Genomic DNA, 26,638 nt, shown 5'->3' with positions numbered 1-26,638 from the left:
TAGTTTTGTATGGGTTATCTCTTGTAGGCATAGAATGATAGGAGGATTTTTATGCATACTAACTGTCCAAGCTGCTCTCAATATGTGTTCTTGAACCAGATACACAGAACCTGGCTAGAGAAGATAACGCATCGGCATGCGTTCAAGTACCTGTGCCCAAACTGCTCGGCGATCTTGTTTTCCCATTGCCACAAACATCAAATGTGGGTCGCCAAAAAAGGTAGCTGCGAGCATGACGTAACGTAATCATGGCTTGGTAGCCAGCGGCTTTGCTTGAGTGTGTTCGGTATAATTTGCGTGGTTTAATTTTCTACCTTTTTATCTGGTATGTTTTGCTGTGACAGCAGTTTGCTATATTTTGCATATTCGTTTGATTTAAAGTATTGATAAATAGATGAATAAAGATGTTGGCGCAGGCCAAGCCGTCTACTCGAAGAAAGTCCTCTCAATTTATGATCTATGGGTATTAGGTTTTTCCAATCACTACCTATGGAAATGTCCGACACGTCTAATCAGCCAGCAGTTTGCCGATTTAGTTACAGCTAACCACCTTGATGTCGGGGTGGGGACGGGGTATTACCTCAAGCAAAACTTGCCGGCCGGGGGCCAACGAATTGCTTTGGTAGACCTTAATGAAAACAGCTTGGAGTCAACGGCCAAAGCTATCGAGCACCTAAAGCCGGAGATCTACTGCCGCAATGTGCTCGAGCCGTTTGGACTGGGTTGCGAGGCGTTCGATTCGGTAAGCATTAACTACCTGCTGCACTGCCTGCCGGGAAGCATGTCTGAAAAAAGCATCGTGTTCTCGCACATTAGAGAGGTGATGAGCGCCGGAGGCGTGGTGTTTGGCAGTACGATTCTGGGCCAGGGGACGGAGAAAAATGCCTTCGCCCAGAAACTGATGTCGCTCTACAACAAGAAAGGCATTTTCTGTAATGATCACGACGAACTCGGCGCTTTAGAAGAGGCCCTGCATCAGTACTTTTTGAATGTGAAGGTGGAAGTGATTGGCTGTGTCGCCCTGTTCTCGGCAACCAAAGCATAACCAACACCTCGGAATATTTGAGAGTAGATCAACAGCCCTCTGGACTAAAGAGGGCCTTAATGGCCTCATTGTGCCGTTGTTTGCTTTGACTTCTTCACGACGAACAGAAACAGTGGATACGATATTTCCACACCCTCGAAGTTTTCCTGCCAAATTTCATAATACTGCTCTATGTGCTGAACGATAAAACCTGCGTTCTCCGCAATAGCTGATAATGCTGAAACATTAAAGCCATTGTGGCCATCAAAGCTCGGGTTATGCTTATGAAAGGAACCATCCTCTTCGTATAAATCGGCAATGATCAACATGCCATTATCTTCAAGCGCACTATGAGCATCCGTGAAAAATTCATTTACATCAGGGATGTGATGAAGTGTCATCAATGTCGCTATCGCTGAATGTTTTGATGTTAATTCAGACAGCCTGTCAATTTGATGGGTTTCAATGTTATTGATATTCGCTGCAGCTATTTTGGCTTGAGCAACTTGAAGCATTTTCTCCGATGCATCGGCGAGGTGAACATGAGAAAACGTATCCTTGAGCTGAAAGCCCAATAAACCCGTGCCACTGCCAAAATCAACAATGCTATGTTTTGATTCAAAATGAATCTCTTTGATTTTTGCTGCTGTAATTTCAGCGCGCTCGACCTTAGCAGGGCATGTATCCCAAACGCTAGCCACGCTATCAAAGTACTGACTCAAATCCCTTTCCTTGTATTGATAGGCTGATAAAAATACATAATACCTTGTTATTTATCAGCTTTCCGTGATTGATGCCCGTACTGCAAACCCATCAACTTATCGTGTCGTCCTGAAACCATCGCGCCAAACCAGCGCCCGATAACAGGGTCCAATGTCATCGCTGCATTCAGAAGAATGAACCGCAAGCAGGAGGACTGATTGCCCATCAAAATCGACAATTTTCCATTTATTGGCAAGAAATTCGTATGATTTTCCATCAACAACGACCCATAGGAATGTGCCACCAGAGCCACCCCACATGGAAGCCGAGGTTGAGCAGGAGAACTGCGACGCGTCCACGATTTCTTCTGGTTGGCCATCACCGGTAAAGTCATGCAATGAAATGGCCTGCTCAGTCGCGTGGAATTCGCCATTCTCAAAACGAGCGCATTCTTCCTTAGCATCTTGAACAACCGCGCTCGCATCTTCGGGCTGATCTGCGCCAAAAGCAAATCGGGGCAAACAAAGAGATATCAGGATGACAGATAGAAGGGTCTTCATTCAAACTTTCCTATATTCAGTACACAGCACATTAAATGTAGCAATGAAGAAGGAAAAAGCCGCTTATCAGATAAAGAGATCTTGCCGCGATTAATGACGACTGGAGAGGGTGGCAATGTTGCATGCACGTTAGCGGGGTAAAGCCCTCTAGGAGAGGGCTTTAAACGGCTTTAACTTTCAGGCTCAACGCCAGCAATAAGGTGCACGACACTGAACTAACAAAGCCCACCGAACTTCATACCAAAACCGCCGAGTGTAACTGGTCACCTTGATTGCTTTGTTGAACCAAGCCGCTGCGCGGCAGAGTCCTTTGATTCCATACACTGACCTCTGAGACCTTACCTTCCCGGTAAGACTTGGAGGCGAACCATGAACACCCAACAACAGCGCCATTTCGAGGCGCTATACCAGCAACACCTTGATAATCTTATCCTACAAGGCAAGCGCCCGGCGACCATCGATGCCTACAGCCGTGCGGTACGTCGTATTTCTGCCTTCTTTGACTGCCCGCCAGATCACCTGACAACCGAACAGTTACGTGCCTACTTCCGCCAACTCATCCGCACCCACTCATGGAGTACCGTCAAACTCGACCGCAACGGCTTGCAATTCTTCTACCGCTATACCCTCAGTAAACAATGGATCTGGCTCAATATCGTCAAACCGCCGCAGGTCAAACGACTGCCAGACCTTTTGACGCCTGATGAAGTAGGACTGCTCATCACCATGACTCGCCAGTCACGTTACCAAGCCTTTTTCTTTACCCTCTACAGCCTCGGGCTCCGGCTCGGCGAGGGACTGAACCTGACGACAGCCGATATTGATGCCCGCACCATGCAGGTTCATATCCGGGAAGGAAAAGGCGGCAAAGACAGGCGGGTGCCGCTTCCAGAACGAACCCTGGCAGTAATGCGCCAACACTGGCGTTCACACCACCACCCTCAGTGGATCTTCCCGGGTGTTGGCACCACCGAACCGATGGATCGCGGGGGTGTACAAAAGGCGATGAAACAAGTCTGCCGGGACTGTGGGATCAATAAACGGATCAGCCCGCACTCATTACGCCACTGTTATGCCACCCACTTATTAGAAGCAGGGCTGGACTTACGGTCACTGCAGGTGCTGCTCGGCCATGCCAGCCTCAATACGACCGCCCGCTATACCCAATTCACCAAGGTCAAGTCGGCCTCTGCCGCCTTGGCGGTTAATGCACTGGCCAATAAGCTGGCGGTAATATGGGAGGCAGCATGAGTACGTTTACTTCCCTGCTCACCACACACTATGCCGAATTTATCCATCACTACGGCGATAGGATCACGCCTGATATACACCGGGCAATATCAGCAATGCGACGCTGCCGGACAGAGCAAGCGGGCTGCTCTCAGTGGTATTGTCCGCATTGCCACCATGACGACCGGTTGCCGTTAGGCTGCGGCCACCGTTCATGCCCGCAGTGTCAACAACGTACCGCCTCAGAATGGCTCGCCCGCCAGGAAGCGAAGCTGTTGCCGGCAGAGTATTTTATGCTGACCTTCACGGTACCAGCGCCACTGCGGGGCCTCGCCCGTTATCAGCCCGGGGCGTTCTACGCTGTGATGTTCCAGGTGGCAGCATCGGTATTGAAGGACTTTGCACACCGTCAACATCACGGTCTAAGTGGTTTTACCATGGTGCTGCATACCCATAACCGACGACGAGATATCCATCCCCATCTACATGTCGTGATGCCGTCTGGGTTCTACCACCCACAACGCAGGCAGTGGCACAAGGGTAAGAAGGGCTTCCTCTATCATCATAAAGCCTTGGCAAAAGTCTGGCGGGCACGACTGCTCGACACCCTTGCCCATCACCCTACACTTAGGCTTCCTCCGGCACCGCTCCCCACCGAATGGGTAGTCGACTGTCGCAACGTCGGCCGGGGCCTGCCGGCGCTGCAATACCTATCACGCTACCTATACCGGGGCGTTTTACCCGACAAAGATATTATCAAGTTCAATGACCACCAGGTGACATTCCGCTATACCGATAGCCAGACCCAGCGACCGGCAACGCGCACCTTGCCGGTTGTGCAGTTCTTGTGGCTTATCTTGCAGCATGTGCTGCCAAAAGGATTACAGCGGGTACGGGATTATGGCTTGCTACATGGCAGTACGAAGACGCTAAGGCTGACCATCCAGCTGATGTTGCTCAACTTGCCGACATGGCAGTTACCTGAACAAACCAAGCCCCAGAAAGCAAAGCGGGGCTGCCCATGTTGCCAGCATGCTATGTGCTGTGTCGGCTCCACCCGACCGAGATAGCCGCAAGGCAGACTGAATAAGGATAATGGCACTCAACACCTAAGAGGAGAACGCCAACGTAACACCGAACTCAGGCAGTAAGCCACTGAAGTGAGTAGCATTGTTATCACTTCTAGGCTGCGCTCGTCTTGAGCAAAGTCACGGGCGTAACGCCTATCAAACTCCCTCCGAGCAATTTACTTAATAAGGTTATACGGGCTTGTCCAACAACCGGATAGAAGTGTCGGCTGCGCGACACGTATCCTTATTTGTTATGTTCGTAGCCTCGTATGCCACCTAGTTACTTCCGAAAACCTACTTTCATAGACCTTATTCACAGTTGCTACATGAGCTGTGCAGTCAAAATTAAACAACACTACACGTTTTTTAATGGTTTTTACTCTATCCGTATCTACTTCAACTGTTAAACAGGCTTTCAATAACTTTGATAAGTCGATATTTTCCTTTATAGCTTCGCTTCTAAACCAAGCTGATAGCTCATTGGAAATATACAGTTCTAGTTCACCAACAATCGAATGTGAAACTGTTCCATCGAGCAAGTTAATACACAAGACACCATTGGGCAGCTCAGACAATGTTTCGAGGTCTTCCCCCATCCGCCAACCGACAAACATTTTGGGTAGAACTTCAACGTAGTGATTAATCCTTTTTAGTCCCATATTCCCTCTAGAACATAACATTTTATTCTGCGATCTTGTTTCGCATATCCACCCTTAAGCTATCCGGTAGACATTATGGATGTTATGTTAAACGCCTGACTTAGCTCACATTTCCTACCAACTCAGTCACATAACCCATTAAAGCCCACATTTTTGCACATGGATGCCTGTAAAACTATGCTTGAGTGACTTGAAAGTTAGTTACTTATCAAGAAGGCGATTTAGGTCAAATAAAGTGGCCTCTTGGTAGCGCCTTCTTTGGGTATGGACCTTGTGTTTTAGTGTTTTTGCGTTTTGTGATGGCCCGGTTGTCTTTTGCATCAGGCAACGCCGTAAAATGATCCCTATCTTCCCAGGAGCGATGTAGAGCAGATGGATCTGGTGTACGAATGGTTTAAACCCGCCGCATTAACCGACCTGCAATTTACTATCTTGGTCTCGCTGAGCTTTGTCACATCGGCGGTCACGGCTTTGATGGGGGCGGGTGGGGGCGCGCTCTTGATAGCGGTGATGGCTAGCTTTATGCCTGCGGCGGCCATTATTCCGGTTCATGCGGTGGTGCAGCTTGGCAGCAATGGCGGCCGACTACTGCTGATGCGAAAGGATGTCGATCGGTATCTGGTGTGGTGGTTTGTCGTCGGCACGGTGATTGGAGCTTTGGTTGGCGGTAATATTGCCGTGTCGCTAGAGCCTGCCTACCTCCAACTAATATTGGGGGGCTTTATCCTCCTAAGTTGCTGGGTACCTATCACTGCGGCCTTGAAAGGCAAGAAAAGCCTGACAGTGCTGGGCGTTCTGACATCATTTCTGACCATGTTTGTCGGGGCGACGGGGCCGTTTGTGATTGCCTCCATGCGCCACATTATTGCCGATAAGCTAAAACTCGTCGGTACCATGGCGGCCTTGATGTCGGCACAGCATCTGATTAAGGCGGTTGTGTTCGGTGGGCTGGGTTTTGCTTTTGCCGATTGGGCAGGAGTTATCGTGCTGATGATCCTCACCGGCTTCTTCGGCACCATGACCGGCCAGGCCCTGCTTCAGCGGGTGTCCAACGAGAAGTTCCAGCTGGCTCTTCGGATCATGCTGACCTTTTTGGCGCTGCGGCTGATTGGCTCAGCGTTGGGGTTCTGAGTTCGGCGCGTGCTCGCCGAAAAGCAGGACGTCGGGTTATTCCTGCAAAAACTGCTTGGCCACTTCGACTTCTTGCACTTTCATCAGTTCGTGGGCAGTTTGCATATGCTGCGACATTACCTGCTTGGCCTGCTCGGCATCGCCGCTACGCAGCGCGGCAACAAGCTGTTTCTGGCTCTGCACCCCGGTTAACCACAACTGGTGGTTCTCTGGGGCGTAGAGTTTCTTGTAGATAGTGAGATCGGTCAGCATCTGGGCGGTGAAACGGACGATGAATTTCAGCAGTTCATTGTTTGAGTAACTGGCCAGCAGGCTGTGGAACTCAATCGAAGCGATATGGTGCGCCTGCTCTTGGTAGATATCGGCGGGTGGGGTGGCGTATTTCTCGATTTGCGCTTCAAGACGTTGTAGCTGCTGTTCCGACAGCTTTCCTGCCAGCGAGGCGGCAACATCCGGCTCCAGCGATTGGCGGATCTGGTAAATGTCGGAAATGGAAATATCTTTGAAGAACAGGTAATTGCTCAGCAAAGATTGCGCTTTGCTCTCGCCCATTTCGGCAACGAATGCGCCCCCTTTCGGCCCGGTCTTGGTGGCCAGGATCCCCTGTGCTTCGAGAATTCGCATGCTTTCACGGACGGTACTTTTCGAGGCATCGAAAAGCTCCATGATCTGCTGCTCATTGGGAAGGCGGTCGCCAGGCGCTAAGCTTTGTTCGACAATCCATGCCTTGATTGACTCAGCAAGTTGTTGAGTGCGTCTACCTTTCGTGCTGCCTGCCACAATTACCTCGAAGTGCTGTGTGTCTATTTAATCGACTTGCTGTTAGCGGTTGATTCTTACCAATAATTTTTCTCTTGTCATCATTTTTTCTTATCGTTTTGCCAATCAAAAAGTATGCCTATAGTGGATTATTTTCGGACAAATATAATAATTTATCATGATAAATAGCTTTATTTTGATATTTATCATGATAAATTAGCTGCAAGTTTGATTGAAAAAAGAACGATTTTGACATGACGGGACTAAAGGAGTCTGCCAGCCTGACTTGGGAATGGTTGGAAGAAATAGCACGTTGTTCGCAAACTGCCGATCCGGATCGTGAGGGGGTTACCCGATTGTGTGCCTCTGACGAGCACCGCCAGGCGAACGACAAACTGCGCCAATGGATGCTGGCTGCCGGCATGCAAGTACGAATGGACAACGCGGCGAACCTGATTGGCCGCTATCCGAGCGCTGCGCCGGATGCCAAGACGCTGATTTTTGGCTCGCACCAGGACACGGTGCCCAACGGCGGCAAATACGACGGTATCCTCGGTGTGATTGCCCCTCTGGCTCTGGTTCATTACTTCAACCAGAACCAAATAGCTTTTCCCTACCATATCGATGTCATCGCGTTCAGCGATGAAGAGGGCACCCGCTTCCAGTCGACCTTGCTGGGATCGAAGGCGATTTCCGGTACGTTCGAACCGGCGATGCTTGATGCCGTGGATGCGCAGGGTACGACCATGCGCCAGGCCCTGGAGCAATTTGGCTGCCGCCCCGAGCTAATCAGCCATGATGCCTACCAGCCAGAAGAGGTATTGGGTTTTGTCGAGCTGCATATCGAGCAGGGCCCACAGCTGGAACAAGCCGATTTACCCGTTGGCGTAGTGAGTGCCATCACCGGCATCGAACGCCATACCCTGAGTATCAAGGGCAAGGCGGGTCATGCCGGCACGGTGCCGATGAACATGCGCCAGGACGCCCTGGTGGGGGCGGCACAGGTCATCCATTATTTCGATCAGCTCTGCAAAGGGCAGGACGACTTGGTCGGCGTGGTCGGCAAGATTGAGAACTTCCCCAACGGGGTCAATGTGATCCCGCAGCAGACGGATATCACCATCGAGCTGCGCTCACCCAATGATGCCTCACGGTTGGCTGCCCGCAGCACGCTGCTGGCAAAGATTGCCCAGATCATGGCCGACTATGATCTGGGCTACGAGCACCAGCTGATTTACCAGCAGGCGGCGGTGACCTGCTCGGAGAGTTTGTCATCGATGCTGGCACAGGCCACGTCAGCGGCAGGCATTGAGCCCATGCAGCTATTCAGTGGCGCCGGGCATGACGGCTTGGCGGTGACTCACCTGACGGATATTGCCATGCTGTTCATGCGCTGTAAGAATGGCGTGAGCCATCATCCGGATGAGGCCATTACTCAGGCTGATCTGCTGTCAGCGCTCGATGTGCTTCAGCAATTTTGTCTATTGCTCAAAGGCGATAGCACCCGTAGCTAGGAACGGCTGCGGATTTTAGGACAAGCCCTGCCTGGGTGGCAGCGGTGTTTTCGCACTGCTGGCATGGGTGGCAGGCTAATTATTAGGTACGACGGAGAAAAAATATGGATATGACGGATAAGATGGCTTCAGAGGCGAGTAAGCCTTGGTATAGAAATATGCCCGATCCTATGGTGCTGATCTTTATGATTTTGGTAGCGACCTATGTGCTGACATTCATTGTGCCAGCGGGTGAGTTTGCGCGAGTGGTGGCCGATGGCCGGACTACCGTGGTACCAGAATCCTTTGCCTATCTGACCGATACCCCGGCGCTACACTTCTTCGATATCTTCGTGGCCATTCCCAAGGGCCTGATCAGCGCAGCGCCTTACCTGTTTATCGTGTTTATCGCCGGTGGCCTGTTCCATATCTTGCAAAAAACCGGCGCGCTGGAAAATGCCATCGGTGTGGCAGTGAACAAGGTTGGGGTGAAAAACCGCAACGTTATTATCACGGTCGGTACCTTTATCTACGGCTTCTTCGGTGTTGCTGTTGGCTTTGAAAACAATATCGCCCTGGTTCCTGTTGCCGTGTTGATTTCGGCGGCGGTCGGCTACTCGTCTCTGGTCGGTACGGTCATGGCGGTCGGTGGTATCGGCATCGGCTTTGCGCTGTCACCGATCAACCCTTACACCGTGGGTGTGGCGCAGGGCATTGCTGAGTTGCCAACGTTCTCAGGGGCGTGGCTGCGTACCTTGATGGTTTTGACATCCCTAGCTGCCTTGGCGTACTTCATTTGCGCCAAAGTGACAAAAATGGACTTTAAGGAGCCGGAAGGTGTTGAAGGGCTGAAGCAAGATCTTTCCGAGTACCAACTGGGCGGCAAGGACAAAGCGACGCTGGGCGTTTTCCTGGCTGGCCTTGGCATCATGCTGTACGGCGTGTTCGCTAACGGTTGGTATATCAACGAAATTGCGGGCCTGTTCCTGCTGATGGCAATTGCGATCGGCATGGTGAACGGCTTGGGCGCTAACGGTATCGTCAAGCAGATGATGGAAGGCGCTTCCGGCGTGACGGCAGGGGCACTGGTTATCGGTGTGGCGGCCTCTATTCAGGTGATTCTGGACCAAGCCCAGATCATCGACACCATTGTTAATGCATTGAGCTCGCTGATCCAGGATATGCCTATTGCGGTATCGGCCATTGTTGCCAGTGTGGTTCAGGGGGTGATTAACCTGTTTGTTCCGTCGGGCTCCGGCCAGGCGATGGTGACCATGCCGATCCTTGTACCGGTGGCTGACTTGGTGGGCATGAGCCGCCAGTTGATGATCACCGCGTTCCAGGTCGGTGACGGCCTGACCAACCTTATTGTGCCAACCTCTGGCGGTACGCTGGCAATGCTGGCCTTGGGCCGCGTCTCCTACGAGCAGTGGTTGAAAGCGATCCTGCCGTTCATGGTGCTTGTTTACGCACTGTGCTGGGTCGCGCTATTCATCGGCCAGTTAGTTGGTTATTAATTGGCTTCACAGACTGAGAACCTATGACGATTTCACTGATTCACTTCAACCCCGAGACCGGGACAGCGGCGTCTATCACGGCAACCGGCGGCGTGTCTGTCGGGGGGTATGTTAACCATAGCTGGCGAGGGCTAGGGGGCTGTGCCACTCAGGGCTTGTTTACCAACCCTTGGTATGCCGAGAAAGCCAAACAGCTCTTGGGGGAGGGGCTCAACTGCCGCGAGGTTATCGAGCGGCTGAAAAGTGAAGATGCAGGGTTTGAGCAGCGCCAGTGTCTGGTGATGGACCGTAATGGTAATGCCGATGCTATCAATGGAGGGGAGAATATTCCTTATATTGGTGCTGTGGTATTCCAGCATATTGCCGTGGCCGGCAATATGCTGGAGAGCGAGCGGGTACTCCAGCGCTTTGCCGAGAGCTTTGTCCTGGCTACCTGTGCCAATGCCGAGCAAGTGCTCGCGGGCAGTGCGGCCCCTTGTTACTGCGAGGGCTACGAGAGCAGCCTGCCCGAAGCGCTGATCTTAGCTCTGGAAGCCGCGCTGGAAGCCGGTGGCGATAAGCGGGGCACCTACTCGGCATCGCTCCGGGTGGAGAGTATGACCCAGGCGCCGGTTGATATCCGGGTTGATTGGTCTGATGACAGCTTGATAGCGGATATGCGCAAAGTGCTCGGCCACGTCAGAGGCGATAGTTTCCAGCAGTTTCTGGCGCAATTGCCCAACCGTTAACTCCCGATGTAAAAGAGCCTGCAGAAGCAGGCTCTTTTTCTATTTATGGCCGGCAATCGTAAGCGGTGCCGAGCAGTGAGACCGAGGTGGTGAAATTGTGCGGGCTCATGGTGACCACGGTATCGGCCCCCATCTGGTAGGCATTGTTTTTCAGCTCGTTGACCGCACCCTGGATGAGGAGGTCGTTGCTGTAAAACAGATAGGAGTACCAGTGCCCTTCGTTGCCGGTTACTTCACCCACCCAGCTGCAGCTATCAAGGCTCGGCAAGCTGGTGGTAAAAACGCGGACTTGGCCGGCTTGCGGCAGAAGCTCTTCGCTTGGCGTCGTACAGCCGACGAGCAACAGGCTGACAAGACCTGCCAATACTACTTTTCTCATTGTATATTCAAATAACCTACTGATGACGCCACAATCGGCGCTAGATTAGCACCGTTCGCCTCTTATGCTAAGTGGGGATGTGTAAAGTAATTTTACCTGACCACAATCTAATAAAATCGGCCGTTGATCGACTCGGAAAGCGCTGCCGCCCGGGTTGAAATGGTGTGCCAGCTATCAAGTCGAGCCCACAGCAACTCGGTGGTCAACTCGTTGAGAAAACTAGGGATGATGGCCAACCGATCACAATAAGCGTCGCTTTCGTCGGTTAGGCCAAATTTTTGCGCTATTGCCCGTACCGAACCATCACAGCTCTGTGCTTGTAAATACTGCCTGAGTGCATGGAAAAAGACGTGATATTCGACCCTAACATGGGCAGGGTATTCCCGCCATACAGTAAGGAGCACCTTCCGATACGGGACGATAAGCTCTCCGTCCTTGTCTTTGTTGCAATCGACGAAGCCGTCTTGATCTTCGAAATAATCATCGGGCCCGTATTCGGTGGCATCGTCGGGGTTAAACCTGATGGCGAAGTAGTCATCATTGCCAACCATGCTGATCATTTCGAGGCAATATTCGGCGATTGTCTCTGGCGAGAAGCCAATATGGTCGAACACCTCAAAGCACAATTGGCGAGCGTTGTAGTCGCCATCGATAGTACAGGCGTAACAGAACGCCCCCTGTTTATGTCCGAACTTTAGCCATTGTTTGAAATCGGCAATCTCGCTCAGTTTGGACGAGTGCCGGGCGTTTTGGTACAGCTCGGCCTCGACGTCGTTAACGATGGCTAACGTGTTGTCGATGATCCGTTTAACTTCGATTGCAGACATGTCTTGGATTGGTCGCCCAGATAGAGTGGATAAACATCGGGTTGAGTATGTGTCGCCTAGTCTATCAGGCAAGGTTAACCGCTGTCCCATATCCAGATCGCGGAAATTGCCATTTTGACGGCAGGTATAGTTGGCTAACGGTTTGAGATAACTGTTGTGTATAGCGGAGGTTTTTGCTGAAGATGGTGGGAATATCACGATGGATACCCCCACGATGGCAACGGGTGGTTACAAATGTGAGTTGATATTAGCTACATAGCATCAACACAAGTTACACTCGATCTTGCCTAAAACAGGTCACATCGACTTCGACTTTTACATCAACCACCAAATCACAGACCATACAGATTCGTGCGGGTGGGTGGTCACCGAAAAACTCCTTGAACACCTTATTAAATGATTGGAAGTAGCGGGAGTCCGTGAGTACGACCTTGACGTGTACCACATCTTCTAGCGTGTAATTCGCCTCCTCCATAATATTGATGCAGTTCTGAATGGCGAGACGTGATTGCTCAACAATCCCGCCCTCAACAACTTCGCCATCGATCATGGGTGTTTGGCCCGAGACATACAAAAATCCCCCGGCTTGGGTGGCGCGGGCGAACGGCAAGTGCTGTCCGCCGGTTCCCGTACCGCCTTCGATGCCATAGCGGATAATGGTCATTGTACTCTCCTGTATAGGTCGACAAACTCTTTGGCCAAATCCTTCATCAATACGGCATTCATCAGGTGATCCTGGGCATGTACCATCACCAAAGTCACCGGTACCTTACCTTCGCCCTCATCAAGGCCGATCAGAGACGTTTGTACATCGTGAGCCATCTTCAGGTACTTAGCACACTCTTCCAAGGCCAGATCACAAGCCGCGAAATCATTTGTTTTGGCATATTGTATTGCGGCCATCGCTTCACTCTTTGACTGACCGGCATTGGTGATCAGGTTCATTACCGTCAGTTCGTAATCATCTTTGTTCACAATAGATCTCAACTTATCGTTGTTAGATTGAATTTCTGCCAGGGCTTTAACTGGTCCAGAAAGCGGATATTTTCGTGACTGATACGGCCAACGACATTGGAGCACCCGGTGTTTTCGAAGTCCTGCAAAGCGATATGCAATTCACCGGTATACTTGTTGTAGGCATCGTTTTCGACAATGACATCCCCACGCCGGATCATCGGGTTTGTTCCTTTCGGCTTAATACTTTTTCCTTTGTAGAGGTTACGGGTATGGCTAGAACGTATTGTCCTCTCGTTGATGTCACCGCGGACCCAATGTATTTGGTCCAAGACAATGGCACGTTCAACGTCGGTGATGTCTTGGTGTAATTCCACATCCAGCTCTAACAGCGCACGGTTAACGCTCGCGAGGGCGGCAAGCTCTTGGTCTGAGGCAAAGGCGTTTGCGATGAGTACATCATCAACTACGCCCGAGTTGAACAGCTCTTTGGCCTGAGTGGTAATGGAAAGGTCGCGGTGTGCTTCGATAGTGCAAAGGCCTTCCGAGACCGGCCACGGTCCGAGTTCGGCACTGGGTGCATTGACAAAGGCTGCCACCCTGATCCCTTCCTGGCGGAAGCTCTCTGAACGCTCCATGAAGTAGTACCACCCCAACCCCGAGTATTTCTTGGGGTAGAAGTTATGGCAGCCAATCAGCTTGTCGCGGTTTGGCTGGTAGTTAAGAATATTTTCGAGATAACGCTGCTCCGGGCTGATGTTGATTTCGATCAGCAACTCTTGCGGGTTGAACGTCATCATTGCTTCTTCAAAGCCGGTAAAGCCTTCGTCGAGCCTGATCCCAGTCAACCCCATTTCTTTGAAGAATGAGAGATCGTCGTGGCTTAGTTGGAGCTCACGAAAGACGCGGGGATCAACATCGGCGACCACGATCATTCCGTGCGCAACGGCATGCTGTACTACCGCTTTGAATTTATCAAAGACCGCTTCCTTGTCCCCATCGGCACATAAAAGACAAGTAAATAGTCGGCTGTAGCCATAGTTGCTCGCTTTATCGATATACGCTTTGATTTCATCCAGATCACTATGCTGGGGGTATACCGAAATACCTATACGTTTAGTTTTCATCAAACTTTCCTTTATGCGGCTTGCTCTTCAAGGGTTTTTTCGTACATGCGGACAAAGGGTAGGTACATCAGTACCGATGTGATGATCAGCGTGATGCTCAGCAGCAGCGCTGTGGTCCCCAGGTTCGTTGCCAGGAATGCCCCTAGCGGTGCAGGTGTGGTCCACGGTAGCAGCGTGACTACGTTGCCGACCAAGCCACTTGTTGTCGCAAACCATGCAATGGTGGCGTTAATCATTGGGATAAAGATAAACGGTATGAATAACACGGGGTTCATTACCATCGGCGTGCCGAAGATCAGTGGCTCATTGATATTGAACATGCCCGGTACGATACTCAGCCTACCGATGGTGCGCAGGTGGGAGTTCTTGGACCAAAATGCCATTACGCAGGCCAGTGAGAAGGTACAGCCCGCGCCACCCATGAAGATAAAGTAATCCCAGAAGCCCGCGACGAAGATACGCGAGGCTTCTTCGCCAGCAAGGATGGCATCCTGGTTGACTTGCAAGTTAGCAAACAAGAAGGGGGTCAACACACTGAGCACAATCGTGCCGCCATTGATCCCGGCCACCCACAATACCTGGACGAAGAAGACAGCCATCAGCAATGCAGGCAATGAATCCGAGACCACAACCAACGGCTGGAGTACGGTGATGATGAGCTCTGGCAATAATGTGACGGCTCCATCAGTCGCGGCATCGATCATCAGGTTGATGGGATGTAGCAGCACAATCACGATGGCAACAGGGACAATCAGCTCAAATGATTTCGCAATCGCCGGCGGCACCGAAGGCGGCAGCTTAATCGTTATCCCCTTTTGAACACAAATTCGTAGTACGTGAACAGAGATAATTGCGGTGAGGATAGCCGTGAAAATGCCTTTGGCATCGAGATAGCTAACCGACATGGCTCCCTGCTCTACCGGTGCGGCAACCAGTAGGAATGAGAACATAGCCAGAAAGCCACCGGTAATATTATGGAGGCCATAACTTGCCGACAGGCTACTGCCTATCCCGAAGGCGATAAATAGCGTCATGATCCCCATACTGACATAAAAGGGCTGCATGTATTTAGCTCGGGCTTCGACAACCCAGTCGGTGTACCACTCCATGTAGAGGAAGTTGCTGGGATCGGTTAGCGGCAGATTCAGTAGCAATAGAACGAATGAGCCGGTCAGCAAAAATGGGATGGCATAGGCAAAGCCATCTTTCATTGCGTTCAAGTATCGGGATTGGCTTACTTTGCCTGCAACGGGCATGGCATAGCGTTCAATCCAGTGCATCATTTTTTCCATCTAGATGCCCTCAACCAATTAACTCTAATGCATGGGATAGGACTTTCTGACCATTCATCACGGCATAGTCCATTGGGTTAATGACTTCGACAATTTTTCCATAGGGCTCTGCACGATTTTTGAATTCGTTATGCATATATTTCAATTGAGGACCAAGTAAAACAATATCGTACTCAGGAATCAGATCATTAAATCGCTCTGAGCCATAAGCTTCAATTTTAACTTCTAGATTCTGCTCGGAAGCACTTTCCTGCATCTTCTGAACCATCATGCTTGTCGACATACCCGCGGTACACATCAATAGGATTTTTTTCATTGTGTTACTCCATGAGATAGTTGTAATTATATGCTTTTATTTGCTTGGTTATTTTTGTTTTGCCTCGATGATAATAATTTTCATGAAATTTATTTTAAACCCCGTCTTTCTGTAATTATTACGAGGGTCACAGCAAACAAGGGTGAAACTTATTATAAAAACCAACCGCTTACTCATGGTTTTATTGGCGGCTTTTCCAATTGACGCATAAAAACAGTGGGTTAATTAAATTCGTGCTTCAAAATAAATTGACGCGTGAAAATAATTTACATAGCTTTTGTAAAAAAGAAATTCGGACGTTAAGGGAAGCGTAAAATAGCATGGAAAATAAAGTCGATGTAGTGTCTCAAATATTCAAAAGTCATGATAACTTCAGCGATGTAGAGCTTAAGATCGCTCAGTTTATATCTGAGAATCCTCGGTTGGTTGCTATTTCTAGCATTAGCAAACTGTCGAAAATGATAGGGGTCAGCACAGCGTCAGTTAGTCGGTTTGCTAAAGTTTTGGGACTGGAGAATATTCGCGAGTTGAAGTTTCACTTGGCTCAGTCCTTTAATTCGGTAGAGATGCCCGTTGTGGATCAGCGGCTGGCAACAAGTGGATATAATTTGATTTACGAGTCGCTGAGCACAATATTGCTTAATAACGTTACGACGCTATCAGGAAGCCATATCACTATTTTCAGCAATTTTATCGAAGAGGCGGAGACCATATATATATTCGGCTCCGACGCTATCACCCGGCACTGCGCAGAGGATGCAAAATTCAGGTTAACCCTGCTTGGCAATGTTGTTTTGACGGCTGACTCACCAGAGCTCATGCGGGCATATAGCAATAACTTCAGGCCCAATGATCTCGTTATTTCACTCGACATTAGCCAACAGCCAGAGCAACTCATCGAGGTGACCGCCAAAGCCAAGCAAGTGGGCTGCCGCGCCGCGGCGATCACCTCGCAGCTTTCTGATCTAACCAATCTCTCGGATATGGTGCTGGCGATCAATACCCAGGATATCAATGGCAAGTTCAAGTCCAACGCTCTGCGCCATCTGTTATTGACCTATATTGATGCCATCGAGTTAGAATTGCTCAGCCGGCAAGCAACCATATAAAAGGCTGGTCAGGATCAAGCGGGATAAGTTCCTCGGGAATACCCTGCCCACCATTGAAGACATGCTTAATTAGGGTATCGACTTCGTGTTGGTAATTAGTGTTTAGCCTTTCCACTTGGACCCGGAAGCGATTGGGCTGGAAATTGAGTTTGAATGCGTTCAAGTGAAGGGGGCGCAGACCACTTCCTATGTAATCGAGCAGTCCCAGTTGCTCACCTTCATTTTTGCATCCGGATAGCGTTAATAGATGCGCTTGGCCAAAGCGGGCGATCAAGAAGGTGGTGCTGCTGCCAGCCTGACCGCCCAGCAGCGAGGCAAAAATAAAGATGGTTGCGCCGGTCATGGCAACTGGCTTGCGGCCGATGGAATCAGACAGCTTACCTGCAAAGAACATGGTGGTCGCCATGCCCGCGAGATACACCGAGAAGGCGATATGGAGCTGCGATTCTATTGCACCTAGGTCACTGGCAATTTGGGGCAGGCCAACCAGATACAAGTCAATCGCCGTTGGATAGAGCAGAACGAGTGCAAAGCTGCACAGAAGAAACCGGATCATAAATACCTCATAGTTGTGTCGCGAGAAGTGTAGTGATGATCCGGCTGGCTAACGAGTTGCCATTTTGACAACAGGTATTTCCATTGGCGACATATAAAGGTTTTATGTATAAAAGTAAACAGCCGGCCTCTTTCGAGACCGGCTTGGTTGGTTGAATGGTCAGGGCTGGTTGTGCAGTTACTCAGCCAAACAGGTAGGTGTACATGTAACCTGCGCCGATGGCCATACCGAGGATCACGGTTAGGAAGGCGGCGATCATCTGGTTCTTGAAGATAGACTTGAGCAGGATAACTTCGGTCAGACTCGCCCCGGCACTGCCGATGATCAAGGCCATTACCGAGCCCATTGCCATACCTTTTTTCACCAGGGCTGCGCTCAATGGGATCACCGCTTCGGCTCGGATGTAGAGCGGGATCCCAATCACTGCCGCGACTGGGATCGCATACCACATCCCTTCGCCCGCATACTTGGCAATCAGGTCGGTCGGAATAAAGCCGTAGATGAAAGATCCAATTAAAATGCCCAGCATCAAGTAAGGAAGTACTTGCTTGAAGTCTTTCCAGGTTGAGTGCCAGATGCGTACCCAGCGGCTCTCTTCTTTCACTGTCAGTACGGCTTCACCACAGCTGCTGATTTCCACATCCACTTCTGCTTTGCTGCCGCAGCATGAGCTGGCAACAGGTTCTGGCTTAGGTTCCGCGGTACAGCATGAAGCTGCTGCTGGCTCGGGTTTGGCGCCACAAGTAGATACAGCTTTTGGTGCTGTTTTTGGTGAAGAATCACCACAAGAAGTACCACAGCTAGAGCCGCTGTCGGCAACTTGGTATGCCTCTTCACGGACATAGCGTTCGAAGCCCAGTTTTTCCAATACATAACCTGCAATGACCGATACCGCCAAAGCCACAGCGAAGTAGAACACTGCCACCTGGATCCCGAAGGTCACCACAAACAGGCCGATGATCAATGGGTTAAGCAGTGGGCTGGCGAACAAGAACACCATCATCGGGCCAAAACCGGCACGGGCACGCAGCAGACCTTTTAGGAAAGGAATCGTCGAGCACGAGCAGAATGGCGTGATGGAACCCAGTAGCGCAGCAATGACATACCCCTTGCCGTTGCGCGAGCTCAAGATCGACTGGATCTTCTCGGGTGTCAGGAACTCCTGCAGGACACCCACTAGGTAGCTAATGACGAGAAAGAGAACGGTTAGCTCTGCGGCGAGGAAGAGGAACATCCCAGCGGCTTCTTTGAACATGGTAACGAATTCAGGACTCATGGTTACTGCCTCACTTGGTACTATATTTCGACATGTGTCGAAATATAGATTCACAGCAGGTTGGTGTCAATTATTTATTTCTAGTTTTATCGAAATAATGAGGGCCGTGATTCTGGCTAACTCCTATTCATGGCTCTATAACGTGTATCCACCAATAGAAAAGCCAGTCATATGACTGGCTTGGTGTTCAGTGGTTATTGGAGTGTTGTTTGGTTTATTGGCAGGTGGCCGGACTTATCTCCTCCCACACTCCCCATGTGCCGGTCGTTCCGGGCTCTTCGCCTTGGGTCCACCACTTAGCCTGCCACAATGTGCCGTTATGCGTCACTTCGTCATTGGTGGAATAGGCGGTGGCGCTGTCCCAGGCATTTGGGCATACAGGCTGGTTGTCGTCATAGACAGTGACTTTCCTTGGCTGGTTGGCACTGTTGCCAGCGTTGTCACTGACAGAGTAGCTGAGGCTGTAAACACCGACAATATCGGTATCTACCGTCCCTGTCACTTGGATACTGGTCGAAATATCAATGTTGTTGGTGTCGGTTGCCCTCACCCCTGCCAGCGGATCAAACGCTGTTCCGCGAACGACTCGGGTATCGGCAATACCAGAAAATACCGGTGATTTATCTGGCTCAGGTGGCTGCTGGTTGTGGACATAGCTACCGTAGTCCTTGATGAACTGTTCGTTGTAGGGTTGCCCGGCGCTGTTGGTGCCCATGTCCCAGTTGACCGACCAGGTCATGACACCACGCAGGGGTTGGCCTTGCGCCTTCAAGCGATCGAAGGCGGCATATAAGGCGTTTGGATCTTCAACAAAGCCGTTGTTGGCCCCATCAATATTTGCTGGGATGCCAAATACCAGTTTGTCGTTGGTGATGGTGGTGTAACCTCGGGTACCGTTGATCAGTGAGTCGGAAATGTAATAGATGAACTCTTCTTTTCTGGCATCATTTTGCGATAACCAGCCAACCCCTTCGACATAAACACCGTCGCCGCCCTGATTGTAGAATTGCGGGTTGATGAAGTCATAGTCACCTTCCAGCCCCTGAATGTATGGTAGGTATTTGCCGTTGGCAGTCGTGAGATAGGGGAATTCAGGAGCCATGGTGATCATGAAATTCTTGCCCTGGGCCCGGTAGTGCTCTTTTACCATGCGAAGTGCAGCAGGGATCACGGTTTGGTTATCGGCTGCCGTAATGGCATTTTGTTCAAGGTCGATATCCAGGCCGTCGAAGCCGAATTTGTCGGTCAGACGGATCACTTCATCGGCAAAAGCTTGTTCGTCACCTGCCTTTAGCTCGACGTGGGCATCCGCGCCGCCAAGGGCCAGAAGCACACTGCGGCCCTGGCTGTTGAGGGTATGGATTTGATCGATGAAGGCCGATTCGGTGAGGCCAATGGCAGGGTCGAGCTGGAAGGTTGGGATGCGGCCCGCATTGAGATCATACACTTTCATGAAGGATACATTAACTACGTTGTAGTCGGGATGTACTTCCGTTAGATCAACGCAGGGGGCAAGTCCTCCGCGATAACCTGCGCCATCACACCAGTTGTGCCAGTAACCGACCACCACGTTGCCGGCTTGGGCCACCATGTCATTGGCCTGTACTGAGAGGGAAACCGTACTTGTTGCCATCAGCATTGTGGAAGCGAGGAGAGGCAGTGGTAATAGTTTCATGTTCACTCCTTTGATTGTTATTGGATACGCCTGCTTTGTTGTTATGGTTGTAAGTTAAAGCATGCATGCGTCAGGCTAAATAATTTTAGACACAAAAAAAGAACTGGATTCCGAATATTTCCTGCAAGATTTTTCTTACTTTGTTGAATACCGACGGGCATCTAAAGATACACCTCGCCTCAGGGAGCCATTTCCTTGCGGCGTTAAATTTTACCGAATAACGATAAATAGACTTCAACGTTATTTTTGTATTATTCGGACTTTATCTATCAGGCTGATAATTAGCACTTTATGAGTGAAATGCGCGGTAGCAGCTTGTAGATATTTGCCGAAATTGAAAATGTTTATGGCCTTAATTTGCTGCCATGCTGACAAAAATACACCTAACTTGCTGCTGTGATTGGATTTTTCTCACTTGTCAGAAACAAGAAGAAGCGCGTCTTTTAGGCTTTTAGTTAAGAGCAGGGAATGGCATTGCCTTTCCCGCAAATAATAGGCAGTAACAATAAAAAATAAACTGCCCATATAAAAATAACGTTGGTTTGGCTAGGTTTGGAGTGGTGTATGAATACCTCCCGTTATTTATTGGCTGTCGCATTGATTGCGACAGTTTCCGCTTGTCGAGAAGACTCGGACAATACTGGTTCACTTGATTTAGGCACGACAGGGTCTGAAGGGGCCGAAACTGTCCAGCAGCCTGTTCAAACTCCGCCTTCGGATGATGATCCGGCGCAAGAGTCTCCTGAGACTCCGCCGTCTGGTGGTGATGATGGCCAGGTCAGTGAGCCACCACCGCCTCCCCCCGAGGCGAAGTTGGACATTGATGGACTGCCGTTGCCTGATTTGTCGGTGACCCATGACTATGAAGCTTATTTATCGGCGCAACCGAAGCACTATACCCGCATTACGTCGCCATTTGGCAATGTGGATTCGCAGAACAATACCCCGTTTGACAACAAGGTTACGAATGCCGGGGCCAATTTGGGGCGGGTGATTTTCTATGACGTCCGCTTATCGGCCAATAACACGGTTTCCTGTGCATCTTGTCATATTCAAAAGCATGGCTTTACCGATCCGAAGACCTTCAGTGATGGGTTCGATGGCGGTAAAACCGGCCGTCATTCCATGAGCCTGACCAACGCGACCTACTACAGCAACGGAAAGTTCTTTTGGGATGAGCGGGCCGATACCCTCGAAGATCAGGTGCTGATGCCAATTCAGGACGCGGTCGAAATGGGAATGAATTTGTTTGATCTGGAAGTGAAAATGGCCGGAACAAGTTTCTATGCGGACTTGTTCACCCAAGCCTTTGGCGATGAGGCGATCACCAGTGACAGGATCTCCAGAGCCTTGGCGCAGTTTATTCGCACTATGGTTTCCTATGAATCAAAATACGATCAGGCTTTCTCTATCGGCGAATGGGATGAACCAGATTTTGCTGCGGTCTTCAGTGAGCAGGAATTGTTAGGCCTGAAGCTATTTTCTGGATTTCCGGGATCGGAACGGGATTCACTTGGCTGTATCGCTTGTCACCAAACCAGTGCGCATTCGATGGATCAGGCCCATGTCAATGGCTTGGATGCTGATACCAGCAGCGACCAAGGGGCGGGGAATGGTTTCTTTAAGTCGCCGTCTTTGCGCAATATTGGTGTGGGTGCACCTTATATGCACGATGGCCGGTTTGAAACCTTGATGGATGTGGTGGAGTTCTACAACAGTGGTGTTCAGCGCCACCGGATCTTGAGTCCTGATCTTACCAGCAACGGTCGAGTGGGTGGTACGCCTATCCGGATGAACCTGAGCCAGGCAGAGAAAGAAGCGCTGGTGGCCTTCTTGGAGGCATTGACGGATGAGACGTTCCTCAACAACCCGATCTATCACGATCCTTTCTTCCCCAATACTGTTGAAGGTCAATTACAAGCTGCGTTGGAAAAAATGGCTGAGCAGCAGGAAAGCGAGCAAGGGGGCAGTGAACAGTAGAACAGGGCGGCGGTATACGGTATACCCTGTTGCCGTAAACGGTAAGTTGAGGTTGTGCTCTTGCCAAAAAAAACCTGCAACAAGGATGTGCAGGTTGTTATGAAAGGAACAAATTGACGAGATATGAACTTGTCGTAGTTAGTTACGCAGGCAGTGTGCCTGTCGATCAAATCTGATGAATTTTTTTGGCCGGAAGGGTTCAGCCTCCCCATCCCTTGCTGCCTCCTGAGGATCGGCTGCTACTCCAGCCCGATTTGGCAGAGACGGTTGAGCCGAAGCCCCCGCGAGAAATCGTGCGGCTGACGGTTGGCTTGGGTTTCATGTGATCTTTACTGACCCGCACTGTGGTTTTTTTGTAGCCGCTGCGGCCGTAGTCATAGCCGTCAGCCGTGGTCCAGCGGTCATAGAAAATACTCCCTGGATAATAGGAGCGAAACATAGGCTGCGAATAATAACCACCGCGGTCTCTGTCGATCATCCGGGCAAACATAAATCCGGCCATGGCTGGCATAAACCAGTTGTTGCCCTGTGGCTGCATACAGGCGTTGGTGCCGAACTCGGCCTCGCAATCGTAGCGCGAGTTATACTTGGGCGCGGTGCGGGAGGCCTCCTGTAAGGCAAATTGGTAGGCGGCCTGACACTCCTCGGTGTAAGTGGGGTTATCATCGATACAGTCGTTGAGCGATTGATAGATGACGGCGTCTTCAGTGCTGTCGCTGCAACCTGAGAGTGCGGCGGTTGCCAAGACGGCGGTCATCGGTGCCATCGACACCGGACGCCAGTTTTTTTTCATACTGGCGAGAACGACATGCTTACTGCGTTTCATGTTGTCCCCCTTAGTATGTCATGCAGGCGGCGTTGAGCAGGCCGACGGACACAGAGGTTGCCGCCATGACAATACCGGCCGGGATCTCGCCAGCTTCGATACGCTCGACAATCTTCGGCATAAAGCCAAAACGTAAAATTGCAAAGGCAATTAACTGGGCAAACAAGGCCACCACGCCCCAAATGGCAAAGTCGATCAGGTTGACCGAGTTACTCGCCGCGCCAGCAATGGCCAGGCAGTAACCGATGATAGAACCCGACAGGCCGATGGCTGCCGCGATATTTTGCTCCTCCTTGACCAGCTTCCACTCGTCGTGCGGGGTGAAGCGGACGTAGACAAACTTGAACAACAGCAGAAATGCCAGCGATAAGGCAAAGTAGAGCAGAAATGCGCCGAGGCCGGCGAGTGAGTTGGTCAGTACTTCCATGTTAATCCTATCTCTTAGGTCATCTATTGAATGTTAGCCGATGAGCTTGAAATCCGTCGGCGATAAGTCAATCCCGGTGCTGATAGCCATACAGCGTTCGGCTTGGTTGCGGTAAATCTTCTCCTCGCCAGCGACGAGCAGGGACTCGAACAGCCCATTGCCGAGATCTCGCTCGTATATCATTACGAACTGATCGGTGTCACTGCTAGTGCCGTTTTCGAGCCAGGTCTTTTCTGTCATCGCAACCGGACGAATGTTGTCCCATACCTTAGTAAATTGAAAGCCTTCCAATTCCCAGCTGGGTTTGACGATTTCATGATCCAGCAAGTGTTGCCACTGGCTCTGGGTATCGATTGGGCGTGACTCGTAAAAGTAATACAGTTTGACTTCGCTGACGTCCGCCTCGGTGGGGCCGTGGGTGAGTACCTGGATGAATCCATCGTCATCGGTGTAATAGCGCAGTAGCCGAGTTTGCTCGTCGAGACGGACTTCGCCGACGGCTTTGATCAGCTGGGTACGGGAAGCGCCCTCAATGATCAGATCCGGCTCTATTAGCCGCAGTTTCAAATCATCAAGCTCAAAGGCTCCGCCGAGCCGCAAGCCCAGAATTTCAGGGCTACTGGGCGGGGGCGTTTGGGGTTGCTTTTTCTTGAACCAGTCGAACATAAACATTCCTGCGATGTTAGGTGCATTTAGACCAATTGATTTGCTCGACACGCTCGTCGGCAATATAGAACAGTTTGGCACCGGGAGGGACTTCCCGATCCAGCGGTGGATTCAGCTCGACGCCTTGGCCTGCGTCTATGGCAATAAGGATAGCCTCGTATTGCTGCTTGAAGCCGCTAAACAGTGGGGCAACGGTGCTAGGGCTGGCACTGGCAGGGTATTGGACCGCATACTGGGTCATCCCCTTGTGGGTACTGAGCAGTTCGTGGTGCAACTCGCTGGATCCCGGATCGATAGCCGCTTTGGCCAGCATTTCGACCGCCACTGAAGGGATGCACTCTACGTTGGGGCAATGCATCTTGAGAAGATCACTCAATGATTCGTCATTGAAGTAGGCCAGGATATGGGCATTGGGGTTTTGGTTGGCGCAGAACAAGGCGGCGGACAGGGTCACGTCGTCTTCGCTGTTGTCGATCACGATGCAGCTTGCGGTTTCGATCCCGGCTTTTGCCATGGCGTGGCTGTCGGTGAAGCTGGGCGTACGGACGAACTCAATCTCGCCGGGAAGCGGGTTTTCAATATCTGGTCGAACACACAGTACAATGGCGCGGTGGCCTTTCTCTTCGTATTGCAGCATTTTGATCAGGTGCAGGGTACGCTGCTCGTTCCACCCCAGCACTAAAATGTGGTTTTCCACCGAGACTCTCCTCCGGCCTAACAGTCCTTGTTTCCAATAATCAATAAAGGCGCTGGCGACCCTGCCGACGGCTAAGGCAAACAGCCCAAGCCCGCCGGGGATCACAAACAGCATCACGACCCACTTTCCGGCCACGGTTGTCGGTGACATATCGCCGTAGCCTACGGTGGAAGCGCTGACGACCAAGTAGTACAGGAAGTCGGTTGGGCTCTGGACTAGCGCAGACTCCCCAACCGCTGACAGCAGGGCATAACTGATAATGGTATAGCCGATCACCAGTAGGAGGAGGTTTCTGCCACTTAGCGCATGGAACTGGTGAGCCGCCCAGCGGCGAAATAAAAGCCATAATGACATACTGCCTCCTTGAACAAACGGCGACTACTTGCCCAAAATACGCTTGAGCTCATCTTCGGCTGACGACTGCTTGCCCGAGGTGATCCCGGCTTCGGACAATTTCTTGTCCAGGCTGCTGCCGGACTGTTCCTCGGCCATTTCGGCGGCCGCTTCGAGCTGGGCGGACTTTTCGGCCTGGCGCTGCTTGATGCGCTCTAGCGATTCAACCGCGGTGTGCATCTTGGCGTTGGCCCCGACATTGGTGGCCGATACCGCCGATTGGGCTTTCTGTACCGCTTCGTTGGCCTTGACCACGTCTACCTGCTGCTCCAGCTGACGCAGCTTGTCCTTGGCCTGGCTGATATTGGTGCGCATCTTCTGCTCTGAGGCGACGAACTGATCGAGGTAGGCTTGCTCGGCCTGCTGGTCGTTGCGAAGCTCGGCGACTTTCTGTGCACACTCAAGGGCGAGATCCTGCTGGCCTTTTTCCATCGCACTGCGGGCATGCCCCTCGTACTCTTCGATGCCCTGCTGGAAGCCATCGACTTTCTGCTGGGAGAGCTTACGCTTGGCAACAATGCTAACCAAGGCCTCGTCGGAGCGGCGAAGCTCTTGTTTGGCCTCGCGGATCTCTTGATCCAGGATCCTTAGTGCCTGGTTATCGGCGACGGCTTCGGCGGTTTCGTTGACACCGCCCTTGATGGCAGTAAACAGCTTTTTCCAGACACTCATTATGCAACCTCCTTGAGGTGATCTTGGTACAGCTCGATGAACGCTTCGACATTGCGGAACAGGGTGGCAACCTCAATCACAATGCTTTCTGCTTTGGATTGGGAAGACAGCGAACCAAAGGCTACGTAGTAGTCTCTGCCGCCAATCTCATTGATCCCGATAGTCGAGAGCGGGAACATCTTGTGGGTCCGTAATATGTCGTTGTTAAGGCTGACCGGGTCAATCACCTGATCGGCACTGAAAAGCAGGACTTCGACCAGGATTTGCTCGCCGGAAACGGCCAGGAAAGCTTCGATGTTGTCTTCGTTGCGCACAATGAGCGTTTGCTCGCTGGCTTCTATAGCCCAGCCGTCGTGTTCACTGAGCAGTGGGATCAGTTCGGATACTTGCCACGTCATGGTTGCTACCTTTTGGTTTAGGTTTCAGCGGATTGAACGAAAAATCTACTCTTATTATGAGGTTAAATTGTTCAATTGCCATGAAATGCTGTTTTTTTGTTGTGTTTTTGTGAGCTGTTTTATGCCGCTTGAGTACATTCGATGTTGTGTGAATGGTTGATAAAGGAGGGCTTGGGATAAATGGGGGAGGCGTAT

Annotated in this window: 27 protein-coding genes and 2 pseudogenes; 9 read left to right on the top strand and 20 right to left on the bottom strand. The window is 51.0% G+C overall.

Annotated features, from left to right (window positions below):
• Positions 1-394: 394 nt before the first annotated feature.
• The gene (locus C9J03_RS15240; protein WP_044620495.1) at positions 395-1,045 is read left to right on the top strand and encodes a class I SAM-dependent methyltransferase; all 651 of its coding nucleotides are present in this window, start codon (positions 395-397) and stop codon (positions 1,043-1,045) included.
• A 65-nt stretch (positions 1,046-1,110) separates the two neighbouring features.
• Here the strand turns inward: C9J03_RS15240 and C9J03_RS15235 are convergent, their stop codons facing one another.
• A complete protein-coding gene (locus tag C9J03_RS15235) occupies positions 1,111-1,746 on the bottom strand; it encodes a class I SAM-dependent DNA methyltransferase (RefSeq protein ID WP_052829556.1) in 636 nt (211 codons plus the stop codon).
• A gap of 96 nt (positions 1,747-1,842) precedes the next feature.
• Positions 1,843-2,286 carry a hypothetical protein gene (locus C9J03_RS15230; protein ID WP_044620496.1) on the bottom strand — a complete coding sequence of 148 codons (444 nt, stop codon included), beginning with the start codon at positions 2,284-2,286 and terminating at the stop codon, positions 1,843-1,845.
• Positions 2,287-2,655: 369 nt separating this feature from the next.
• Here C9J03_RS15230 and C9J03_RS15225 point away from each other — a divergent pair, with 369 nt between their 5' ends.
• Both C9J03_RS15225 and C9J03_RS15220 read left to right on the top strand, forming a co-directional pair.
• Positions 2,656-3,537 carry a tyrosine-type recombinase/integrase gene (locus tag C9J03_RS15225; protein ID WP_044620497.1) on the top strand — a complete coding sequence of 294 codons (882 nt, stop codon included), beginning with the start codon at positions 2,656-2,658 and terminating at the stop codon, positions 3,535-3,537.
• A complete protein-coding gene (locus C9J03_RS15220) occupies positions 3,534-4,586 on the top strand; it encodes an IS91 family transposase (RefSeq protein WP_044620498.1) in 1,053 nt (350 codons plus the stop codon). The genes C9J03_RS15225 and C9J03_RS15220 overlap by 4 nt, the downstream gene beginning before the upstream one ends.
• Positions 4,587-4,837: 251 nt before the next feature.
• Here the strand turns inward: C9J03_RS15220 and C9J03_RS15215 are convergent, their stop codons facing one another.
• Positions 4,838-5,245, bottom strand: coding sequence for a hypothetical protein (locus C9J03_RS15215; RefSeq protein ID WP_044620499.1), 408 nt, complete (start codon positions 5,243-5,245; stop codon positions 4,838-4,840).
• A gap of 372 nt (positions 5,246-5,617) precedes the next feature.
• Between C9J03_RS15215 and C9J03_RS15210 the strand changes: the two genes are divergently transcribed.
• On the top strand, positions 5,618-6,376 hold the full coding sequence (locus tag C9J03_RS15210) for a sulfite exporter TauE/SafE family protein (RefSeq protein ID WP_044620500.1): 759 nt from the start codon (positions 5,618-5,620) through the stop codon (positions 6,374-6,376).
• A gap of 36 nt (positions 6,377-6,412) precedes the next feature.
• On the opposite strand, the gene C9J03_RS15205 is transcribed toward C9J03_RS15210, so the two are convergent.
• The gene (locus C9J03_RS15205) at positions 6,413-7,156 is read right to left on the bottom strand and encodes a FadR/GntR family transcriptional regulator (protein WP_044620501.1); all 744 of its coding nucleotides are present in this window, start codon (positions 7,154-7,156) and stop codon (positions 6,413-6,415) included.
• Positions 7,157-7,389: 233 nt separating this feature from the next.
• On the opposite strand from C9J03_RS15205, the gene C9J03_RS15200 reads away from it, so the two are divergent.
• The 3 genes from C9J03_RS15200 (at position 7,390) to C9J03_RS15190 (ending at position 10,873) form a co-directional block, all read left to right on the top strand.
• Complete coding sequence (locus tag C9J03_RS15200) at positions 7,390-8,649, top strand: allantoate amidohydrolase (RefSeq protein ID WP_044620502.1); 1,260 nt, start codon at positions 7,390-7,392, stop codon at positions 8,647-8,649.
• A 104-nt stretch (positions 8,650-8,753) separates the two neighbouring features.
• On the top strand, positions 8,754-10,145 hold the full coding sequence (locus tag C9J03_RS15195; protein WP_044620503.1) for a YfcC family protein: 1,392 nt from the start codon (positions 8,754-8,756) through the stop codon (positions 10,143-10,145).
• A gap of 23 nt (positions 10,146-10,168) precedes the next feature.
• Entirely contained in the window at positions 10,169-10,873 is a 705-nt protein-coding gene (locus tag C9J03_RS15190) for a DUF1028 domain-containing protein (RefSeq protein WP_044620504.1), read from the top strand.
• 43 nt (positions 10,874-10,916) lie between these two features.
• Here C9J03_RS15190 and C9J03_RS15185 read toward each other — a convergent pair whose 3' ends face one another.
• The 7 genes from C9J03_RS15185 to C9J03_RS15155 all read right to left on the bottom strand — a co-directional run bounded on the left by C9J03_RS15185 (position 10,917) and on the right by C9J03_RS15155 (position 15,768).
• Positions 10,917-11,252: a DUF4156 domain-containing protein gene (locus C9J03_RS15185; RefSeq protein WP_044620505.1), complete on the bottom strand. Its 336-nt coding sequence runs from the start codon at positions 11,250-11,252 to the stop codon at positions 10,917-10,919.
• A gap of 107 nt (positions 11,253-11,359) precedes the next feature.
• Complete coding sequence (locus C9J03_RS15180) at positions 11,360-12,079, bottom strand: hypothetical protein (protein ID WP_044620506.1); 720 nt, start codon at positions 12,077-12,079, stop codon at positions 11,360-11,362.
• Between the two features lie 271 nt (positions 12,080-12,350).
• Positions 12,351-12,743: a RidA family protein gene (locus tag C9J03_RS15175; RefSeq protein ID WP_044620507.1), complete on the bottom strand. Its 393-nt coding sequence runs from the start codon at positions 12,741-12,743 to the stop codon at positions 12,351-12,353.
• Positions 12,740-13,057: a PTS lactose/cellobiose transporter subunit IIA gene (locus tag C9J03_RS15170; protein WP_231580655.1), complete on the bottom strand. Its 318-nt coding sequence runs from the start codon at positions 13,055-13,057 to the stop codon at positions 12,740-12,742. Before C9J03_RS15170 ends, C9J03_RS15175 begins: the two co-directional genes overlap by 4 nt.
• 5 nt (positions 13,058-13,062) lie before the next feature.
• Complete coding sequence (locus C9J03_RS15165) at positions 13,063-14,160, bottom strand: DUF871 domain-containing protein (RefSeq protein WP_044620508.1); 1,098 nt, start codon at positions 14,158-14,160, stop codon at positions 13,063-13,065.
• Positions 14,161-14,171: 11 nt separating this feature from the next.
• Positions 14,172-15,452: a PTS sugar transporter subunit IIC gene (locus C9J03_RS15160; RefSeq protein ID WP_044620509.1), complete on the bottom strand. Its 1,281-nt coding sequence runs from the start codon at positions 15,450-15,452 to the stop codon at positions 14,172-14,174.
• Between the two features lie 10 nt (positions 15,453-15,462).
• Complete coding sequence (locus tag C9J03_RS15155; RefSeq protein WP_044620510.1) at positions 15,463-15,768, bottom strand: PTS sugar transporter subunit IIB; 306 nt, start codon at positions 15,766-15,768, stop codon at positions 15,463-15,465.
• A 320-nt stretch (positions 15,769-16,088) separates the two neighbouring features.
• Between C9J03_RS15155 and C9J03_RS15150 the strand changes: the two genes are divergently transcribed.
• Positions 16,089-16,877, top strand: coding sequence for a MurR/RpiR family transcriptional regulator (locus tag C9J03_RS15150; RefSeq protein ID WP_044620511.1), 789 nt, complete (start codon positions 16,089-16,091; stop codon positions 16,875-16,877).
• A 253-nt stretch (positions 16,878-17,130) separates the two neighbouring features.
• Here the strand turns inward: C9J03_RS15150 and C9J03_RS15145 are convergent.
• The 3 genes and pseudogenes from C9J03_RS15145 to C9J03_RS15135 form a co-directional block, all read right to left on the bottom strand.
• Positions 17,131-17,433 (bottom strand): annotated as a pseudogene (locus C9J03_RS15145) (MFS transporter); the annotation flags it as partial.
• A 181-nt stretch (positions 17,434-17,614) separates the two neighbouring features.
• Positions 17,615-18,709 carry a permease gene (locus C9J03_RS15140; protein ID WP_044620513.1) on the bottom strand — a complete coding sequence of 365 codons (1,095 nt, stop codon included), beginning with the start codon at positions 18,707-18,709 and terminating at the stop codon, positions 17,615-17,617.
• Between the two features lie 232 nt (positions 18,710-18,941).
• Positions 18,942-20,384, bottom strand: a pseudogene (locus C9J03_RS15135) (immunoglobulin-like domain-containing protein); the annotation flags it as partial.
• A 564-nt stretch (positions 20,385-20,948) separates the two neighbouring features.
• On the opposite strand from C9J03_RS15135, the gene C9J03_RS15130 reads away from it, so the two are divergent.
• Positions 20,949-22,364, top strand: a complete 1,416-nt coding sequence (locus C9J03_RS15130; protein ID WP_231580609.1) for a cytochrome-c peroxidase — start codon at positions 20,949-20,951, stop codon at positions 22,362-22,364.
• Positions 22,365-22,563: 199 nt separating this feature from the next.
• Here the strand turns inward: C9J03_RS15130 and C9J03_RS15125 are convergent, their stop codons facing one another.
• The 6 genes from C9J03_RS15125 to C9J03_RS15100 are packed head-to-tail and all read right to left on the bottom strand — an operon-like array spanning position 22,564 to position 26,443.
• Positions 22,564-23,190 carry a DUF1190 family protein gene (locus tag C9J03_RS15125; protein ID WP_044620515.1) on the bottom strand — a complete coding sequence of 209 codons (627 nt, stop codon included), beginning with the start codon at positions 23,188-23,190 and terminating at the stop codon, positions 22,564-22,566.
• Between the two features lie 10 nt (positions 23,191-23,200).
• Positions 23,201-23,617 (bottom strand): DUF350 domain-containing protein, encoded by a 417-nt coding sequence (locus C9J03_RS15120; RefSeq protein ID WP_039457990.1) that lies wholly within the window; start codon positions 23,615-23,617, stop codon positions 23,201-23,203.
• Positions 23,618-23,650: 33 nt separating this feature from the next.
• The gene (locus tag C9J03_RS15115) at positions 23,651-24,283 is read right to left on the bottom strand and encodes a YjfK family protein (protein WP_039457987.1); all 633 of its coding nucleotides are present in this window, start codon (positions 24,281-24,283) and stop codon (positions 23,651-23,653) included.
• 16 nt (positions 24,284-24,299) lie between these two features.
• A complete protein-coding gene (locus C9J03_RS15110; protein WP_044620516.1) occupies positions 24,300-25,334 on the bottom strand; it encodes an ion channel in 1,035 nt (344 codons plus the stop codon).
• 24 nt (positions 25,335-25,358) lie between these two features.
• Positions 25,359-26,045 carry a PspA/IM30 family protein gene (locus tag C9J03_RS15105; protein ID WP_039457982.1) on the bottom strand — a complete coding sequence of 229 codons (687 nt, stop codon included), beginning with the start codon at positions 26,043-26,045 and terminating at the stop codon, positions 25,359-25,361.
• Positions 26,045-26,443: a DUF2170 family protein gene (locus C9J03_RS15100; protein ID WP_044620517.1), complete on the bottom strand. Its 399-nt coding sequence runs from the start codon at positions 26,441-26,443 to the stop codon at positions 26,045-26,047. Before C9J03_RS15100 ends, C9J03_RS15105 begins: the two co-directional genes overlap by 1 nt.
• Positions 26,444-26,638: the final 195 nt, after the last annotated feature.

Origin of the sequence: Photobacterium gaetbulicola (assembly GCF_003025515.1) — a bacterium.
Taxonomy (GTDB): domain Bacteria; phylum Pseudomonadota; class Gammaproteobacteria; order Enterobacterales; family Vibrionaceae; genus Photobacterium; species Photobacterium gaetbulicola.
Note: the sequence above shows the minus strand (reverse complement) of the source record. Positions and strands in the feature narration are given on the sequence as shown.